This window comes from Vibrio sp. Scap24, assembly GCF_013394185.1.
GTDB classification, from domain to species: Bacteria; Pseudomonadota; Gammaproteobacteria; order Enterobacterales; family Vibrionaceae; genus Vibrio; species Vibrio pomeroyi.
In genome coordinates this window covers 3,441,234-3,458,086 of record NZ_CP041332.1, presented here as the reverse complement: position 1 = coordinate 3,458,086, position 16,853 = coordinate 3,441,234, and the positions used below count along the sequence as shown (strand labels likewise).

Annotated in this window: 19 protein-coding genes; 9 read left to right on the top strand and 10 right to left on the bottom strand. The window is 43.2% G+C overall.

Annotated features, from left to right (window positions below; genetic code table 11):
• Positions 1–13: 13 nt before the first annotated feature.
• Positions 14–382, bottom strand: coding sequence for an ATP-binding protein (locus FLM53_RS15485; protein ID WP_176681356.1), 369 nt, complete (start codon positions 380–382; stop codon positions 14–16).
• A gap of 272 nt (positions 383–654) precedes the next feature.
• On the opposite strand from FLM53_RS15485, the gene metA reads away from it, so the two are divergent.
• Positions 655–1,596 (top strand): homoserine O-succinyltransferase, encoded by a 942-nt coding sequence (metA, locus tag FLM53_RS15480; protein ID WP_004739682.1) that lies wholly within the window; start codon positions 655–657, stop codon positions 1,594–1,596.
• 180 nt (positions 1,597–1,776) lie between these two features.
• Positions 1,777–2,526 carry a type IV pilus biogenesis/stability protein PilW gene (pilW, locus tag FLM53_RS15475; RefSeq protein ID WP_176681357.1) on the top strand — a complete coding sequence of 250 codons (750 nt, stop codon included), beginning with the start codon at positions 1,777–1,779 and terminating at the stop codon, positions 2,524–2,526.
• Positions 2,527–2,614: 88 nt separating this feature from the next.
• Here the strand turns inward: pilW and rlmF are convergent, their stop codons facing one another.
• On the bottom strand, positions 2,615–3,868 hold the full coding sequence (rlmF, locus tag FLM53_RS15470) for a 23S rRNA (adenine(1618)-N(6))-methyltransferase RlmF (protein ID WP_176681358.1): 1,254 nt from the start codon (positions 3,866–3,868) through the stop codon (positions 2,615–2,617).
• Positions 3,869–3,872: 4 nt separating this feature from the next.
• Positions 3,873–4,370: a YgjP-like metallopeptidase domain-containing protein gene (locus FLM53_RS15465; protein ID WP_161680468.1), complete on the bottom strand. Its 498-nt coding sequence runs from the start codon at positions 4,368–4,370 to the stop codon at positions 3,873–3,875.
• 137 nt (positions 4,371–4,507) lie between these two features.
• Here FLM53_RS15465 and FLM53_RS15460 point away from each other — a divergent pair, with 137 nt between their 5' ends.
• On the top strand, positions 4,508–4,744 hold the full coding sequence (locus FLM53_RS15460) for a glutaredoxin family protein (protein ID WP_016786183.1): 237 nt from the start codon (positions 4,508–4,510) through the stop codon (positions 4,742–4,744).
• Between the two features lie 930 nt (positions 4,745–5,674).
• On the opposite strand, the gene FLM53_RS15455 is transcribed toward FLM53_RS15460, so the two are convergent.
• Entirely contained in the window at positions 5,675–6,547 is an 873-nt protein-coding gene (locus FLM53_RS15455; protein WP_176681359.1) for a LysR family transcriptional regulator, read from the bottom strand.
• Positions 6,548–6,657: 110 nt separating this feature from the next.
• On the opposite strand from FLM53_RS15455, the gene FLM53_RS15450 reads away from it, so the two are divergent.
• Positions 6,658–7,857, top strand: coding sequence for an MFS transporter (locus FLM53_RS15450; protein ID WP_176681360.1), 1,200 nt, complete (start codon positions 6,658–6,660; stop codon positions 7,855–7,857).
• Between the two features lie 83 nt (positions 7,858–7,940).
• Complete coding sequence (locus FLM53_RS15445; RefSeq protein ID WP_065584218.1) at positions 7,941–8,507, top strand: DUF1415 domain-containing protein; 567 nt, start codon at positions 7,941–7,943, stop codon at positions 8,505–8,507.
• Between the two features lie 38 nt (positions 8,508–8,545).
• Here FLM53_RS15445 and FLM53_RS15440 read toward each other — a convergent pair whose 3' ends face one another.
• Positions 8,546–9,616, bottom strand: coding sequence for a sensor domain-containing diguanylate cyclase (locus FLM53_RS15440; protein WP_176681361.1), 1,071 nt, complete (start codon positions 9,614–9,616; stop codon positions 8,546–8,548).
• 213 nt (positions 9,617–9,829) lie between these two features.
• Between FLM53_RS15440 and FLM53_RS15435 the strand changes: the two genes are divergently transcribed.
• Positions 9,830–10,405: a nucleoside triphosphate pyrophosphohydrolase family protein gene (locus tag FLM53_RS15435; protein WP_017059167.1), complete on the top strand. Its 576-nt coding sequence runs from the start codon at positions 9,830–9,832 to the stop codon at positions 10,403–10,405.
• 135 nt (positions 10,406–10,540) lie between these two features.
• Here the strand turns inward: FLM53_RS15435 and FLM53_RS15430 are convergent, their stop codons facing one another.
• From FLM53_RS15430 to gntH, 5 genes are all read right to left on the bottom strand, one after another.
• Complete coding sequence (locus tag FLM53_RS15430; protein ID WP_086713244.1) at positions 10,541–11,029, bottom strand: GNAT family N-acetyltransferase; 489 nt, start codon at positions 11,027–11,029, stop codon at positions 10,541–10,543.
• A 290-nt stretch (positions 11,030–11,319) separates the two neighbouring features.
• The gene (locus FLM53_RS15425; protein WP_004741638.1) at positions 11,320–11,499 is read right to left on the bottom strand and encodes a hypothetical protein; all 180 of its coding nucleotides are present in this window, start codon (positions 11,497–11,499) and stop codon (positions 11,320–11,322) included.
• Between the two features lie 170 nt (positions 11,500–11,669).
• Positions 11,670–12,179 carry a hypothetical protein gene (locus FLM53_RS15420; RefSeq protein ID WP_171730627.1) on the bottom strand — a complete coding sequence of 170 codons (510 nt, stop codon included), beginning with the start codon at positions 12,177–12,179 and terminating at the stop codon, positions 11,670–11,672.
• A 178-nt stretch (positions 12,180–12,357) separates the two neighbouring features.
• Positions 12,358–12,873, bottom strand: a complete 516-nt coding sequence (locus tag FLM53_RS15415) for a hypothetical protein (protein ID WP_176681362.1) — start codon at positions 12,871–12,873, stop codon at positions 12,358–12,360.
• Between the two features lie 125 nt (positions 12,874–12,998).
• Complete coding sequence (gene gntH, locus FLM53_RS15410) at positions 12,999–14,624, bottom strand: guanitoxin biosynthesis MBL fold metallo-hydrolase GntH (RefSeq protein WP_017068281.1); 1,626 nt, start codon at positions 14,622–14,624, stop codon at positions 12,999–13,001.
• A gap of 193 nt (positions 14,625–14,817) precedes the next feature.
• On the opposite strand from gntH, the gene FLM53_RS15405 reads away from it, so the two are divergent.
• From FLM53_RS15405 to FLM53_RS15390, 3 genes are all read left to right on the top strand, one after another.
• Positions 14,818–15,657, top strand: a complete 840-nt coding sequence (locus FLM53_RS15405) for a LysR family transcriptional regulator (RefSeq protein WP_017078016.1) — start codon at positions 14,818–14,820, stop codon at positions 15,655–15,657.
• Between the two features lie 98 nt (positions 15,658–15,755).
• The gene (locus tag FLM53_RS15400) at positions 15,756–16,475 is read left to right on the top strand and encodes a hypothetical protein (protein ID WP_176681363.1); all 720 of its coding nucleotides are present in this window, start codon (positions 15,756–15,758) and stop codon (positions 16,473–16,475) included.
• A gap of 59 nt (positions 16,476–16,534) precedes the next feature.
• A complete protein-coding gene (locus tag FLM53_RS15390; RefSeq protein ID WP_171730624.1) occupies positions 16,535–16,768 on the top strand; it encodes a hypothetical protein in 234 nt (77 codons plus the stop codon).
• Positions 16,769–16,853: the final 85 nt, after the last annotated feature.

The window sequence follows — 16,853 nt, the reverse complement described above, 5'->3', positions numbered from 1 at the left end:
CGCAAGCACGAGGCTATTCTTGCCAATCTTTCGCCATTCGCTTAATCACTGAAGGTTCAAGGTCGTGAATAGTGCCATATTGCTCTCGGCATACTTCTATAACCAAATCCGCTTTGTATTTCAGCGCAAGTTGGCGATAGGCTTTCATTTCCCAATGTTTGATAAAGGTATTTGAGACCACAACATCAAGACCTTGCTTCAAACCATTTTCAGCCGTGTTCTGACACCACTCATGAGCCTGCTGCAACTGCCTAGGATCGAAACGGTACTCACCTTGTTCATTCACATAATACATGTCCGCCTCGACATGCAATGCATCGTAGGTTTTCGCTTTTGTGGACTTACCCGAACCGGGCAACCCTCGAATGAGTATTAACTTCATCAATCACTTTACAGGCTAATTTGAAAACATGAGTTTATCTTAATTAGTAACGGGTTGCTCTGAAAACTGCCACTATCCCAACCACATAGCAACTCTCTGGGCTTGAACCAAATCGACAAATAACGTGATGATATGCCTTGAAAATCGATGTGTTGCTTCTGATAAAAAACACAAATAATTTACAACTATCCATTTTGTATATCGACAAGCGTATTAAACTACTATAGATTTAGATGTATAGACGTCTACATATCTAGCTTAGGGAGAAAGCTTTGCCTATTCGCATTCCAGACCAATTGCCAGCGTCCGATGTTCTTCGTGAAGAAAACATCTTTGTTATGCCGCTATCAAGAGCATCGACACAGGAAATTCGTCCACTTCGAGTCTTGATCCTCAACCTAATGCCGAAGAAGATTGAAACCGAAACTCAATTCTTACGCCTACTATCAAACAGCCCATTGCAAGTGGATGTTGAGCTGTTACGCATTGATGATCGACCAAGTAAAAACACACCGACTGAACACCTAGATAACTTTTACCGCCAATTTGAGATGGTAAAAAACCGTAACTTTGATGGACTGATCATCACGGGTGCGCCATTAGGTTTGGTTCAATTTGAAGATGTTATCTACTGGGATCACCTGAAAACCATCATGGAATGGGCTAACAAGCACGTTACTTCCACACTCTATGTGTGTTGGGCTGCTCAAGCGGGCTTAAAGCTGTTGTATGATTTGCCAAAGCGCACTCGCAAAGAGAAGCTGTCTGGTGTTTACAACCACGAAATTCATAACCCTTACCACCCTATTTTGCGTGGTTTTGATGATACCTTCTTAGCGCCACACTCTCGATATGCAGATTTCTCACCAGAGTATCTAGCAGAGCATACCGACCTTGATGTGCTTGCGACTTCAGACGTGGCTGGTGTATATCTGGCGGCAACCAAAGACAAGCGGAATGTGTTTGTGACGGGTCACCCTGAATACGATGCTCATACGCTTCACAATGAATACATTCGTGATTTGGGTGAAGGCATGGAGCCTGTGATTCCAATTAATTACTATCCAAACAACAATCCAGACAACAAACCAGTTGCGAGCTGGCGAAGCCATGGACACTTGCTGTTCTCAAATTGGCTAAACTACTGCGTTTACCAACAAACGCCTTACGATTTGGATCACTTCAGCGAAGAGAACTTCACTAAAGACGATTGATAACAAGCTTTTTAATCCGTCTCTTAAAGCTGCGCTCGGTAAGCTATTGATTAGTTTAACTATAACAATAGCCTATCGGGCGCAGCTTTTTTATGGTGAGTGGGTCGCATTCCACCATTGATTTACCACCTTATGTTAGCCAATTTCATATGATTGTCTGGTGTTCATAAGGAGCTTCACATGCCTGCCAAGTCATTGTTTTCATATTCCCGATTATCAACAAGTGTTGCACTACTTGCCTCTCTAGCAATAGTTGGCTGTGTTTCTGTCACCGAAGGCCCGCCCAAAATAGAAAGTGACCCTATCGCGATGTCTGAATCTCGTATTGAATTAGGTTTAGGCTACATGGGGCAAGGAAATATGGTCAGAGCGCGCGAGAACCTCGAGCTTGCCATCCAACACGCACCCAGCTATTACCGTGCACGACTCTCCATGGCACATTACTATGAAAAAGTTGGCGAAGTCGATGAAGCAAGATCCACTTACCGAAAGGCGCTGAGTCTCGATTCAAGAAACGGAAATGTATTGAATAACTACGGTACGTTTTTGTGTAAACAAGGCGAGTATGAGCAGGCTGACAAATACTTCAACCGAGCCATCGACCAACCCTATTATTATTTAGTCTCTGCCAGTTATGAGAATGCGGCCTTTTGCGCGTTTAAAGCTGGGAATACTGACCAAGCAAAGTATTACTTCACACGTGCTATTGACCACGACCCGAATCGAGCAAAGTCGATATTACAGCTATCAAAGATTGAAGTAAGTGAAGCAGATTATAACGACGCGAGACTTCGTCTGTTCAAGTTCCACCAGCGCTATGGCTATCAAATTCCATCGCTTCTAATATTGGTAGAACTGGAAAATAAAGCCGGAAACAGTGCACTTGAGAAGAAGTACCAAACCAAGTTAGATGAGTTGCTCTCTACTTAGAATCACTAGAACATAAAAAACGGGCTTGTTGAATGAACAACAAGCCCGTTTTCTTAGTTAAGCTATTAGGTACTTTCGTATTGGAGAGTTATTTAAGTGCAATCCACTCTTGTCTTTGCTCATCATCCATAAAGGTCCACGCTACAAAGCGACTCACCTTTTGGCCTTGCGACATCTCTACCACTTTCACTTGTTTCGCTCTCAGCTTACCAAGCTCTGAACGAATCATGTCTACGTTGTCTTTCTTAGAAATCAGTGTCGTAAACCACAGCACTTGCGTTGCAAACTGCTGGCTCTCTCTCGCCATTTTCATAATGAAAGCCGCTTCACCACCTGGACACCATAGTTCCGCTTTTTGACCGCCAAAGTTTAAGGTTGGCTTGTCTTGCTTCGCCTGCGATTTTTTAGATTCTGGCTTGAATGACTTGCCTGCTTTCTTAGCTCGGTTTGCTGCTAGATTATCAAGCTTACGCTGTGACCCTTTTTCCGCTTCTTCTAAAGAACCGTGGAATGGAGGGTTACAAATAGTGACATCGTAACGTTCATTATCCTTAATCACGCCTTTAAAGATAGCTTCAGAGTCTGCTTGCAAGCGCGCTCGGATCTTACCTTTTAGGTTCGCATTACTTTCTGCAATGAAGTTTGCAGTTTTGATGGATACAGGGTCAACATCTGTCCCCGTACAACGCCATTTGTATTCTGTGGTACCAATGATTGGGTAGATACAGTTTGCGCCGACACCAATATCCAACGCCTTCACAGAAGCGTGATTATAAGGTTCGCCTTGACCATCGCTATTAAGAATGTCTGCCACTCTATGGATGTAATCTGCTCGGCCTGGAATTGGCGGACACAGGTAACCCGCGGGAATGTCCCAATGCTTAACGCCATAGTGATGTGCTAGCAATGCCTTGTTAAGTAGCTTAACCGCCAATGGGTCCGAGAAGTTGATCGTATCTTCACCAACAGGGTTCTTAATCAAGTGCTCTTTCAATTCAGGTAACGCAACAACTAGTAACTCGAAGTCGTAGCGACCTGTGTGTTGATTTCTAGGGTGCAACCCACCCGCAGGTTTAGCATTATTCTTGTTACGTTGTGAACCGCCCGTTCGCTTCGAGCCAGAAGGCTTTTGCGAACCGCTCGATCTTTTTGGTGCGCTCTTATTCGAAGTGCCTTTCTTAAACGGTGCTTTACCCGCTCCGCCTTTATTACTGGTTGGCTTACCAGAAACTCGCTTGGCTTTATTCTGTCCAGCAGCTTTTGAATCCCCATTGTTACGGTTTTTATCAGAGGCGCTGTTTTTCGACAGGCTTAGCGTGGTTCTATTTTGTGATTGGCTCATTGGGCTACTTCTTTAAATCTAAATACATCATGAATAAACGGGCATCCAACTCAAGTTGGTGATATTCCGGTTCCATGTGACAGCATAGTTGGTAAAAGGCTTTGTCGTGCTCTTTCTCTTTGATATGCGCCAGTTCATGCACGACCAGCATTCGAAGCAAAGGTTCTGGTGCATTTCTAAAGACACTGGCGATACGAATCTCATTCTTCGATTTAATCTTGCCACCGTGATTCTTGGCAACGTAAGAGTGAAGGCCTAATGCATTATTGATTAGGTGTATCTTCCCGTCGTAAATTACCTTGCTGATCGGTGGTGTTTTCTTCATGTAGCGATTTTTAATCTCAATCGCATAATCAAACAGGGCCTTCTCGCTTTTTATTTCATGATTATTTGGATAGCGAGCTTCAAACCAAGGCACCAATTTACCTGACTCTACAAGTTGAGTCACAGGGTCGATAATATGCTTAGGATAGCCTTGAATATAGCGCAAAGAAGGATGCATTCTGAAAGACCGTACAAGTTACGCCACGACAATACGTTGTGGTCTTGAAAATTGAGCCGCATAGTGTAACTGATCACACTTTTCTAATCACCTAGGATTCGTTACACTTTAGCGGGATTCACCAAGAGAATGAAAAAATGAAACGTGTTGTATTGTACGTCGCAGACAAATGCCCACACTGTAAAGATGCCCAACGCTATTTGGACTCTAAGAAAATTGTTTACCGCCTAACGAATGCAAAAATGCAACGTGGCCGTAAAGAGTTACAGGCAATGGGTGCTCGCTCTATCCCTGTACTGAAAATCGGCGACCAAGTGATGGTCGGATGGAATCAGAAGAACTTCGATAAGATGTATAACTCTAAGAACACCTAACATGTTCTGAATCAGTCATACTTCTATACGACAAAGCCCGCAGGTCCCAATATGGATCTGCGGGCTTTGTTTTATACTCTTATAAAAGCCAGTTACCAACCTTGAGCAACGTTAACCTTTTACTCTTAAACACGCACCGCAAGCAGCGCACTTGTACCTTTCTTTAATGCCCAAAAACCTGTCCAATATTGTTCGGTGAACTCTAACGAGCCTTTGATCTTTACACGTACATTTCATTGTTCTGTGATTACCAAATTAATAACTGATTGGTAAACAATATGTCTTAGTAAATCTCAGATAACCATATCGCAGGACACACGTTTTTCTGTAAATAATATAACTAACATTAGAGCTATTACGTGAAACAAATCTTGGAGCTACTTACCTTAAAAAAAACATTAGGTTAGACGATAGACTAATGACAAATCGATGAGGACAACAGGTGAAATAGGATGAATGTAATTTGAAGGGTTTGAATTAGATTTGAATATAAATCGACTAATCGACAACCAAACACACTTTAGACGACAAATGCGGGACTGTTCGACAACGGAAAACACCAGACCCGTTAGATACAGGCCTATATGACAAAGCGAAGATAAAGACTGATGTGTACTAGCTTTAAATCGGATTAAGTATTAGCCTTTAATTTTGAAGACCGTACCACAATTGACACATTGGTATCGCCCCTTAATACCGAAGAAACGATCCATAAACGTTCGATGAATCCTAACCAGTTTTTGCTCTTTACATTCACATTTCATAAAATCAGTATACCATACTCAAAAGGTATTGTGATTATTGAGTATTACGCGTACCTAGTAAATTATAAGCCGTTAATATTTAGGACTTAAATCGTGACATCAGTCGCAACTCACTCATTAAAATGTGATACTGGTTCAAATTACTGACTCATTTGATAAGAATTCATCACACATACTGCTTTACGAAATCAATAAAGGTTCGGTCTGCCTTCGATAGATACCCTTCCTTTCTCCAAGCTAGAGAGAGATTAAGTTTAACAGGATCTTTGAATGGTACACCGACCACGTCTTCTTCATACTCTGTCACCAAGCTAAGCAGTGCGGTAATCGCGAATTCTCGTTTCACGATAGATAAAATCATCGGTAGCAAGTTGGTCTCGAATGCGATGGTCATATCTAGATTGTATTTCTTACAGGTCGCATCAATAAAGTCTCGGTGAAAGTAACCCGACTTGAACATGATCAGCTCTTGAGTGAAAAACTCTTCAAAGGTGATGGATGGTTGTGATGCTAATGGATGTTCTTTGCCTACAACGGCTAACATCTCAGAACTGAGTAGATGGTCGGTTTCGAGATCATCTGGCACATTTTCATGATTGATAACCCCAATATCGAGTTCACCGTTTAATAGCATCTCCCTTATCGACGCCGTACCCGCATCAATCAGCGTTAGTTTGAGGTTGGGGTATTGGCTTTTAAAGGCCATAACGACTTGTGGGAAGAAGTAACTCCCCATCATGCTTGGCGCACCTAACCGCACTTCTCCTTTCTCTAACCCCTTTAACTCGTTCATCGCAAGCTGCGCATCATCAAACTGTTGGGCGATTCGCTTGGCATGCTCAAACAACACCTTTCCCTCTTCGGTTAAGGTGACAGATTTGTCTCCGCGACGAAATAGAACTAACTCCAACGTTTGTTCGAGTTTTTTTATGGAGATACTCAATGCAGGCTGTGCAATATGCAACGCTTTAGCCGCCTGCGTGAAGTTGCCAAATTGAGCAACGGCTAGAAAATGTCGAAGGGGTTTTGATTCAAGCATATCAATATATTAAATATATAGAGGTGATATTTTTAATATATTTCTTTAATCGTCATTGTACTGATAACTTGTTCACAAATAGCTTAATTACTCGTACAGGCGCTACGTAAATGTTTGATAAAGGCAGTTCTCAATACAAACGAATCACCCAATCATTGGCGATTGGTTCGTTTATCATTTTTTGTAACCTCTACCTTTTCCAACCTATCTTGCCGCACATGGCAGAACACTTCCAAGTATCAGAAACCCAAATCAACTGGTTGTTTGCTGCTACAACACTCGGCCTTTCGATTAGCTTGGTACCTTGGGCAATTGCCTCGGAAACCTTTGGTCGAAAACCCATTATTCTGTTCAGCCTATTCGCTATCCCATTAATAGGGTTAAGCATGGTGTTCACGACTACCTTGCTGCAACTGGTTATTGCCCGCGCATTTATGGGCATCGCTGTCGCGGCCTTTGCTGGAGTGGCAGTTGCTTATATGGTCGAAGAGTTAACACCCAAAGCCTTTGCTGTCGCGATTGGTGGCTACATTGCGGCCAACTCATTAGGTGGTATCTTCGGGCGTGTATTAGGCGGCTTAATCACAGACTATTTCGATTGGCATGCAACCGTGTTGTTTTTCGTTGTCGGTTCATTGCTTGGTGCACTCTTTATTGCCTATCGCCTGCCTGACCAACAGAACTTCAAACCTCAAAAAGGGCTGTTCTTTCATCACAACCGCTCAGTTGTAATGCACTTAAGAAACCGTACCTTGTGGCTTGCCATGTTGATTGGCGGCGCTAACTTCGCCCTGTTTGTTAACCTGTACTCTGTAATGGGCTTTAGACTGGTATCCGAACCACACTCAGTACCTGTTGGTTTGGCCTCACTCATATTCCTATGTTACTTGGCTGGTACGGTAAGTTCTAAGCTATCCAACAAGTGGACACTTCGCTTTGATCCTTTAAACGGAATTTTAATGGGCGTGTGTATCAGCTTAATCGGAATGTTGGTTTCTGCTGTTGATAAGGTTCCGTTCATGCTCGCTGGTTTATTACTGATTAGTGGCGGAGCCTTCTTCGCACACACCCTTGCCTACTCTTGGGTGAGTCAAAAAGCCCCGATTGCTAAGGCTACAGCGACCGCGCTCTATCTGGTTCACTATTATATTGGTGGTAGTTTAGGTGGATTCTTGCTCTTGTACTGCTGGCAGTTGTTTGGTTGGAACGGTGTGATAGCGGGCGGTTCTATCTTCTATGTCGCGATATTTGCATGGGTCTATCATTTAAAACAGTTGCAAGTATCGACTTCTAAACTAGCCGAAGCTTAACTAAGCAAGGTATCCAATGAATTATTGCTTTTGATTAACGTCCGTTCTGATATCCTACGCAAAATTTCATTTCGGAACCTGTTATGTCGAACACTCAAAGCACAGATCTTCAAACCATCCACGACCAAGTAAAGCAATGGTTAGACGATGTTGTTATTGGCCTGAACCTGTGTCCATTCGCAGCCAAACCACAACGTAATAAACAGATTAAGATCTTTGTGAGTGAAGCGAATACGGAAGAAGCGTTACTGGAAGACATCATGACGCATTTCGTAGAGCTAGATAACACGCCAGTTGCTGAATTAGAGACGACCTTGGTGGTAGTTCCTAACATGCTGCAAGATTTCTTCGACTACAACATGTTCATTGATTGGGTTGAAGCGTTGATCAAACAGCAAGACTGGGAAGGCGTTTACCAAGTGGCGACGTTCCACCCTGACTATTGCTTTGGTGGTGCGGATCCAGAAGACGATGAAAACCTAACCAATCGATCTCCATATCCGGTTTACCATTTGATTCGTGAAGCAAGCATGGAAAAGGTACTCAAGCACTACCCTAACCCTGAAGCGATCCCAGATACCAACATCGCAAGAGTTGAATCCTTAACGCCTGAAGAGCGTCGTAAGCTGTTCCCTTACCTATTTAGTTAAGTGATTCCGAATCGGAAAATGCAATACGTTTTCCGTATTTACGAACTTGCACGTTCTTGATGATATGGACGAGATACAAACTGATCTCGTCCATTTTGTTTGGCGATATATAAACACTCGTCAGCCACTTTAATCAGAGAATCGAGTGCAGACATCCTTTCCCCTTTGCTATCACCCGTACTCAATTCAAAATGACACGCCCCGATTGATACCGTGACAGGCTTTCTATCGAGTGTAATTTTCTTCATATCTTCCAAAAGCGACCTGAACTTGTCTTCAATACCACTTGGATTACTATTTGGGTACCAAAGAATGAACTCCTCTCCGCCGAAGCGTGCGACAAAGTCATCCTCTTGAGTGTTGTTGCTCAGAACATTGGCAACTTTCTTCAACACAACATCACCCATTTGGTGACCGTAAGTATCATTAACCTGTTTAAAGAAATCGATATCAACAACCGCCAAAGTTCCCTGTCCTAAAGAGCCTTTAAGTTGCTCGACTTCTGCATTTAGCGTTTTGAACAAACAACGTCTATTCGGTAGATGTGTGAGAGGGTCATATAAAGCTTGGTATTCTAGCTTCTCGTTCAGCTCTTTCAGCTTGTGCTCTTGTTGTCTTCGAACCAATTCCACTTCGATCCATGACGCCATCAACTTCATTACATCAATATCAAACTCTTTAAACTCGCGATAATACGGGTTACCACTCGAAAAATTTAGAGTGCCATAGAGCTCGTCGTCGACGAAAATGGGAATGCCAATGTAAGATTCTAAGCCAAAGGATTGGTAAGCAGGATGTCTCGCGTAGATTTTGTGTTTACCGCAGTGTTCAATGCAGATAGGGCTACTCGATTTGCAGGTAATTTCGCAATAGGTCGAACGGTAGTCAAACATGTCACCGCTTTTTAAGTCGACACCTTCTGGAGTCACACAATGTTCAACTAGATAAGTGTTGCCATCTACTTTAGACAGAATACCAATATCTAAATCGAAGCGCTCAAGCCCCATGATAAGCAGCTGAGCGATCTGAATATCGAAACCCTTTCGATAATCATTGGTGATTTGGTACAAGCGTCGTATAACAATTTCACTTTCACTAGCTTGGTGCATACTTGGGATCCCACTGCTGCCGAAGTTAGTGACAACATCAATATTTGGTATATTTAAAAGAGTAAAGTGTAAATAAACATAATAATCAATTAGTTTATGTGCAAAATACCTCATTGATCCAATGAATAAAAGTCGACTTCCTCCACTTTGCGTTAGCACCCTATTCCCAGCTTTGATAAAATAATCCATTAACGAAACAGAATGGATAGGAAAATGAACCTTTCTCAACTAAGCCAAGAAATCTACGATCACCTTTACCGCGACATTGAAGAGTTCCGCAGTACTTTTGATCTGCCTGTTGCTGCTCCCGAAACAATGGACGAAAAAGGCGATACGCTACATACCTCTCTAGCGATCGAAGAACTGACAGAACTTGCAGAAGCTGACTCTAAAATCGAACAAGCGGACGCTATTGTAGACAGCGTTTATGTTTTGATGGGACGTTTGGTTCACCTTGGCCAAGCTAAGGTAGAAGACAACCTAGCAATCAGCTACCTGATTGACCTACTGTTAAATGTTTCTAAAAACCGTTCAATCGACTTTCTGCCTTGCTGGGACGAAGTACACTCAAGCAACATGAGCAAAGTGTGCCGTAACGAAACAGAATACGCAGAAACTGAAGCTTTCTATGCTGAACAAAACATCAAGCTGATGGCTGTTCAAAAAGGCGAATACATCATCGCTAAGTGTGCGGAAGATTTCGTATCTGAAGGCAAAACCGTTCGCCAAGGTAAGGTACTAAAATCAGTACACTACCGCCCTGCGAACCTTGAGCCTCTTACGGCTTAAGTAAGGTTAAAGCTGAAGCGCTGCAAAGCATCAGTTAACTGAAATAGAAAACGCCACGTTCTGTAACGTGGCGTTTTATTATCTATTAAAGAACTCTAGCTGTGTTAGCTATAGCCGTATGTTACAAACCGAGCGCTATACCAGTCGAGCCATGTGATAAGCCGCCACATATTCGCCATTTCTGAAAGCGAACCCTGCTGACTCCCCTTCAATAACGAAACCAAACTTCTTATACAGACTAATCGCTCGTTCGTTATCCGTATAGACCGTTAATTCCAGTCGCTTGATGTTAATCCAGTTATCGCACAAGTCGATCGCGGTCGCGAGTAGTTGGCTGCCGACGCCTTTGCCTAATACATCGTCTTTAACACCCATACCGAATGAAGCAACATGACGCCTTCTCGGGTTTACACACACTTCCATTCCTAAATTGCCGACAATTTCTCCATCAATTAACGCGACATAGGAGTACACGTTATCAGGAATATTGGAGATTCGTTTCTGCCAACTTTCCAGTGATGGATTTGGGAGTTGCAGCGTACCAGTATAAGCATTAGTGCATTCGTAAACTTCTTTGATTCCCTTTGCATCTGACGGTTCAGACCGTCTCACTATAATACTCATCGCAACTCCTACTATTATTCTTCACTAATTGTGATGCACATCCTCAATGTGCATCTAGACACACTATCAAATAGTAAATATTTAACAATAGGTTAGATGAAAATGTTTCAAAATATATAATTAGCAAGTGGAAGGGAAATAGTATTTTGACGAAGGCGTGTTAATAGTATGGTGTTACTTGTAGTGGCTAACAAAAGAGTTTCAGATGGAGAGACCAAGGGATAAGTTATTATGTTGGTGTGATATGGACACAAAGATATGTGCCCATATTGTTAAACTAGCTCTCTTGATTAGTCACGCTCACATTGAACTTGGAGCACTTTAAGGTCGGTCGCATTTAGCTTCTCGGCTAATGCCGCGCCTTCTTCATTACATTGTTCAAGAGTCGTAAATTGGGTATTAATTTCCATTTCAGCCGTGCTGTCAGCGCCACCCATCATTAGGCTTAAAAGTAGTGTTAGTTCGTACATTGATTAATCCTCTTTCGAGCTTTCAAAATATCCATTCGAATTAGATAACGTGACTAGCTTCAGCCCTAGTTCACTTGTTTCGTTTGAGATAATTCTATTCATTCACTCGGTTCGAGTCTTACCATTTTGTGCCAAGAGCTAACAAAGTAAGTACACTTATTTTACTTTGCTTAGTTGATACTGAGTAAACGCCCTCGTTCGATATCTTGCTCAAGCACCTCTGGTGTCAAATCGCCATGTCCATGGTGGTCATGATTATGGTGATGCCCATGATCGTGACCTTGGGAATGACCTTGATGTTCATTTACTCTCTGAGCTAACTTGTCTGAGTCCAAATAGGTATCAGTCAAATCAGCACAATAATCTTCGGTCCATAAACGGCGAGCCTCATCATCACTCATGATTTGCTCGGCTTTAGGGCCCAACTTGTCCATGTAGAACATCCCTAACTCCTCTCCTTCCACATTGGCGTGGTTGATAAGGTTCATGAAAGCAGGTTCTTGGTTTTCATCAGAGAGATGACCATTTTTGTAACACACAGTTAGACCAATAATGTCATCACCAAGTTGTTCTAGTGCAGGGTTGAAATGATTGTGACTGTGATTATGTTCAGCAGCGGCTACAAGCATTGGAGTAAGTAAAACACATGCAATAGCCAGTAGTTTAATAGTGTTATTCATGGATAGACCTTCTAAATTTGAGAGAACAATTTGATTAGTTGCTTGGCTTAACTTCTGGTGAGATGAGCGGATGGGAACGTCAGGACTATTTCAGCCTGAGCGCCTCTTCATCTCACGACAAATAATCAATATGATTAGATAACGAGGCTCGATATAACAAGCGTTCTGAAGACAAGAATCACTTATCAACCACGATTCTTGCTGGCGCGCTAGTGTAAGCCATCTGCTTCATCTCCCATTCCCCTTTTGTTTCCAAGGCAACCGCTAATGCTTGCGCCTCTTGACATACCTTCGCTGGTTTTCCATCAGCCCAGAATGAAGGACCCGAGGTATATCCACACATAACAGAAAAAGCGTGTTGGCCATCCTTTATTGTGTATTCCGTCATAATGCCTCCACCTTCACCGTGCGTTATTTTTAGTGAGCCTTCATCGGCAACATGCATTGCATCGGAAGGGTTCGGTTTGACGTACGTTGTGTAGGTGCCGCCATCTGACATGTATTGGTTATCGTACATGGTGTAGCCTTCTTTTTCTGAAGGTAAGGTCAGTTCGTAGTTAGGATCAATGTCCGCTAATCGTTCTGAGTTATTCGTCGCACCAGGTTGATAGTTGTGAGCATTTGACTGTCCGTTAGCGAAAACAGACCCTGCCACTAAAGAAAGGATAACGACCGCTAAAATTGATTTTTTCATAATGAACTCCAGATATTCTAAGCAAAGAAGTTGTAAGCAATAGCTTTATGATTGAGTAAGAGAATGGGTTTGTTTACCTAACTTTTTAGGATGTGAGGGCAATATCAGCCCTCACTGCAAATACCCTATTTGTTATCGGTTCCTGCTCCTTCACCAGGCTCAGTTGGACGACTTACCGACTTGCGCTCAAGATTGTGGTGAGCACGCACTCTATCCATGTATTCTTGCTTGGTGTTCATACCTTGCTTCATTGCTTCTGGTACTTGTTCAGCTGGGATCACGATGTCACGGTCGACTGGCCACTCTGTTAACAGCTCTGGGTGGTAGCCTTCTGGGTAGTACAGTTTTGGATCCAACTCTAAATCACGAATCTCTTGTTCTTGTATGTCTTCACGGCTGTTTTTCGGCAACGGGATTCTAAAGTCAGACCCATCTGCCATATCAAATTGTGGCGCTCGCGCATTCGGGAAATCAGGTAAAATACCTTCACGAACCCACGCATTATCTTTAGTCATGTTAACGACAATGCCATCTGGCGCACCGAAGTGGTAAGGCCCTTGCCAATGGTGGCGAACCTCAGCAACGGTTTCCTCATTGAGATATGGGTCGAATGTCATGTGCGTTGTCATGAACAAGCGCGGTTGTACTTCATTCGCCACATAACCCGCCGCGTACGCTGGTGTATGGTGAGTATCAACGGTGTAACGTGCTAAGAATGGCGGCACACCTTGAATAATCGAAGACACACCAAACGTTTCGGTTTGCAGTTCAGTAATGAACAAGTCTGCGCCTTTTGCGTATTTCAAATCCAACTCGGTTGGGCGACCGTCTCCTGTCCAAACAAACGAAAGCACTCGACCGTCATCTTGAGTCCAATTCAAGCGGTAACCAGACGCGCCATCTTTTGCGTGACTGCGTCGCCAGTGAATCACTTCCACATTGTCTTGGTCATAGATAACGCCACCGTCGTCGCGGAAATCAAACTCGTGTACCACTATGTCGTTGCCTGATGGGAACACATCAAATGCATCGGTGTGCCAGTTCAACATTTGCTGCATGCCTTCAATCATATGACGAGTGCCATATTCTGGAGTCGCACCACTCGGGCCATAAATGTTAAGCGGCTTTTCCCAGCGACCATTCCAACCACCAAATTGATACAGGTAAGGTAACGAGCCGTAATGGTCTACGTGTAAGTGAGTAATGAAGATATGGTCGAGTTCATTCATCGCGACACCCGCCGCTACGTAGTTCGCAATTGACCCTTCACCTAAATCAAAGACAAAGTTAGAGCCGTTACCCAATTCTACGTATATTGAGGTGTTTGCTTGCCCCGGGCGAATCATTGGTGATGTCCCCATGAACGTGACACGCATTTCATCCGGTTGAACTTCTTCAGTTCGTGGGAACCAGTTGGCGCCCGACACCATGTGATCGCCATAAGGTGCAATGCCCTCAAACATCAGGCCTTCTTTCCAACCTGAATTGGTTTCTTTGCGATAGTCACCATTGTTTACACCGCCCATTAACACAGAAAGGACCTCTTCTTCTGAAGAGTACAAGTTCCCCTTAGGTTGAGTGCTCAGATACTCTTCAAGGGTTTCACCCTCGTGATATTCAAATTTCTCGAGTTTTTGAATATCAGAGTTGGTCTGCTTGGTGTTGTATTGCATCATTGGGTCAGCAGCAAAAGCGGTTGTCGTGATGATCATTGCTGTCGAGATGATTGATAATTTTGCAAAAGTTCTCATAGTTTCACCTATCGGTCTGAGTATTTAGTAAATGAATGAAGTTCCTTCCTCACTCCGATGCAAACAAGTTTATTAATAAACAGAACCTTGATATATAGTGTAAACTTTACTTAAAACCTCCATTTCATTTATGAGTTAATAACGATTCCACCATGATTTGGATGAGTGGCAATAAGAATAGAGGGAACTGAATTTGGACCTTAATCTACTGACGACATTTTTGGCCGTTTACAAACACAGCTCTATCACCGTGGCATCAGAGCAGCTCGATATTTCTCAACCCGCGGTAAGCGCGGCTATTAAGAGACTCGAAGGGGTCGTGGGCAAAGCTTTATTTGTGAGAGAAGGACGAGGTATCGCGCCCACTGGAGCTGCGGTATCACTCGCTAACAAGATAGAAGACCCATTGAACATCATTGGAACGGTTGAGCAGCAAAAGAATGACCTTAAAGTCTATTGCACAGAGAGCTTGCTTCATTTCGTTAGCCAGGTTGAAGGCGTAAGCTTTACGGAAGCGCCGCTCGAAGAGGAAGAACTGTTTGATGCGCTTACTGCACAAAAAGTGGATATCGTCATTGATGTACTTTCGAGTAAGAAACACTCATTGATTGAAGAAACCATCGTCGATGAGGAGCCCGTGTGTCTGACTCGAATCAACCACCCTCGAATTGGTGAGACACTGAGTAAAGAGGAGTATTTCCAAGAGGAACATATTGCACTCAAGATCAAACGCGCCAACATGAACACGGTCGAGTTTTTATCAGAGAGCGATATCGAGCCAAGAAAAGTCAGAATTGAAACCAGCTCAATTTCAAGCATGCTGATTTTGGCAAGCACGACAGATTACATCGCCGCTTCTACTCGTTCTTTTGCAGAAATGCTCGCACCAGCGCTTGGCTTACGCGTTCACCCTATCCCCATCAAATTAAAACCGCTCACGTTTCGAATGCTCTATCACCGCCGTTATGCTAACGACGAGCAACACATCAAAACCCGTGAAGCAATCAAATCGGCATTAAGAAAACATAAATGAAACTGAGGTTTTAACTAAAGTTAACCCTATTAATATAAATTTGGTTTCATCACATACTCTCCAGCAAGTTAATTCAATAGAACAACACTGGAGAATACATGAACAAACTTAACCTTATTGCACTACCACTTACATTACTCAGCAGTGCAGCGTTTGCGACTTCGACTCAAGTTTACATCGAACAAAACGTTGCCTCTAATGCTGCTGATAACGGTGTCTATACCACCGAAGCTGGCGCATTAATCGACACCTCAGAAAATGGACAAGTCTATATAGGTTTTGATGACCAGGGTTGGTTGGCAGCGGGTTACGGCCACGACTTTCACATCAGCGAATCCTTCACGTTCAACCTATACGGTGAGCTTGGTAAATGGGACAAAGGTGAAGAGTTACTAATCGAAGGTATTATCGATTACCAAGTGAACGATAATTTCAATGTATTCAGTGGATTGGGATATAACCAGTCAGGCCAAGTACTCGAGAATGTAAGCGACACCACGATTAATACCAATAAGTTCATCGCCGGTGCGGGGTACTCACTCGCCGGTTGGGATTTAGCTTACCAATACACTCACGAAAACAGTGATGGCTCCAACGGCGGATTTACCCATGACGGTGACAATGTCTATTTTCATCAAGGTGACTACCGTACCAATGAACACGAAGTCGTTCTCTCTAAGAGCATCGACGACTGGACACCCTACGTGAAATACACCTATTTCAACACCAACGAAGGTGACCTTTACTTGAACGGCCAATCGATGGGCCCGATCGACAACGACAGCATCATCACACTTGGTTTGTCTTACGACTTCTAAACATCTCAGATTCAATTCTCATAGGCAGATGGATTTGCCCACCTTTCGAGGGCACTACTATGAAAATGACTCCTCAACGTAACAAAGTCATTAATATCGCTGCAGCGATCAGTATCGTTTTGTTTTCCGCGATTCCCACCTACGCGAGTGCTGATCACTTAGATGTCCATTATCTAGAATCGAGTTATCTAGAAACCAGATTTCTAGACTCCTCCTTCTTCGAATTCATGACACCAGATTTTGGTCAGGGGTATCTTAACGATGAGATTAAAGAAAACCTTATTCTGGAATAATTCGCTAACACATTACAAAACGCAAAAGCTGAGGCTTGGATACACTCGATTGAGTAGTAAATGGGAACATCGAAAAAACCAGCCG

What these genes read in the sequence shown, in the direction of transcription:
- FLM53_RS15445 (WP_065584218.1), top strand. Translation starts at nt 7,941, where the DNA reads ATGTCGAACACTCAAAGCACAGATCTTCAAACCATCCACGACCAAGTA.
- FLM53_RS15485 (WP_176681356.1), bottom strand. Translation starts at nt 382, where the DNA reads ATGAAGTTAATACTCATTCGAGGGTTGCCCGGTTCGGGTAAGTCCACA.
- FLM53_RS15460 (WP_016786183.1), top strand. Translation starts at nt 4,508, where the DNA reads ATGAAACGTGTTGTATTGTACGTCGCAGACAAATGCCCACACTGTAAA.
- pilW (WP_176681357.1), top strand. Translation starts at nt 1,777, where the DNA reads ATGCCTGCCAAGTCATTGTTTTCATATTCCCGATTATCAACAAGTGTT.
- gntH (WP_017068281.1), bottom strand. Translation starts at nt 14,624, where the DNA reads ATGAGAACTTTTGCAAAATTATCAATCATCTCGACAGCAATGATCATC.
- FLM53_RS15465 (WP_161680468.1), bottom strand. Translation starts at nt 4,370, where the DNA reads ATGCATCCTTCTTTGCGCTATATTCAAGGCTATCCTAAGCATATTATC.
- FLM53_RS15430 (WP_086713244.1), bottom strand. Translation starts at nt 11,029, where the DNA reads ATGAGTATTATAGTGAGACGGTCTGAACCGTCAGATGCAAAGGGAATC.
- FLM53_RS15455 (WP_176681359.1), bottom strand. Translation starts at nt 6,547, where the DNA reads ATGCTTGAATCAAAACCCCTTCGACATTTTCTAGCCGTTGCTCAATTT.
- FLM53_RS15420 (WP_171730627.1), bottom strand. Translation starts at nt 12,179, where the DNA reads ATGAATAACACTATTAAACTACTGGCTATTGCATGTGTTTTACTTACT.
- FLM53_RS15440 (WP_176681361.1), bottom strand. Translation starts at nt 9,616, where the DNA reads ATGCACCAAGCTAGTGAAAGTGAAATTGTTATACGACGCTTGTACCAA.
- FLM53_RS15450 (WP_176681360.1), top strand. Translation starts at nt 6,658, where the DNA reads ATGTTTGATAAAGGCAGTTCTCAATACAAACGAATCACCCAATCATTG.
- FLM53_RS15425 (WP_004741638.1), bottom strand. Translation starts at nt 11,499, where the DNA reads ATGTACGAACTAACACTACTTTTAAGCCTAATGATGGGTGGCGCTGAC.
- rlmF (WP_176681358.1), bottom strand. Translation starts at nt 3,868, where the DNA reads ATGAGCCAATCACAAAATAGAACCACGCTAAGCCTGTCGAAAAACAGC.
- FLM53_RS15415 (WP_176681362.1), bottom strand. Translation starts at nt 12,873, where the DNA reads ATGAAAAAATCAATTTTAGCGGTCGTTATCCTTTCTTTAGTGGCAGGG.
- FLM53_RS15390 (WP_171730624.1), top strand. Translation starts at nt 16,535, where the DNA reads ATGAAAATGACTCCTCAACGTAACAAAGTCATTAATATCGCTGCAGCG.
- FLM53_RS15435 (WP_017059167.1), top strand. Translation starts at nt 9,830, where the DNA reads ATGAACCTTTCTCAACTAAGCCAAGAAATCTACGATCACCTTTACCGC.
- FLM53_RS15400 (WP_176681363.1), top strand. Translation starts at nt 15,756, where the DNA reads ATGAACAAACTTAACCTTATTGCACTACCACTTACATTACTCAGCAGT.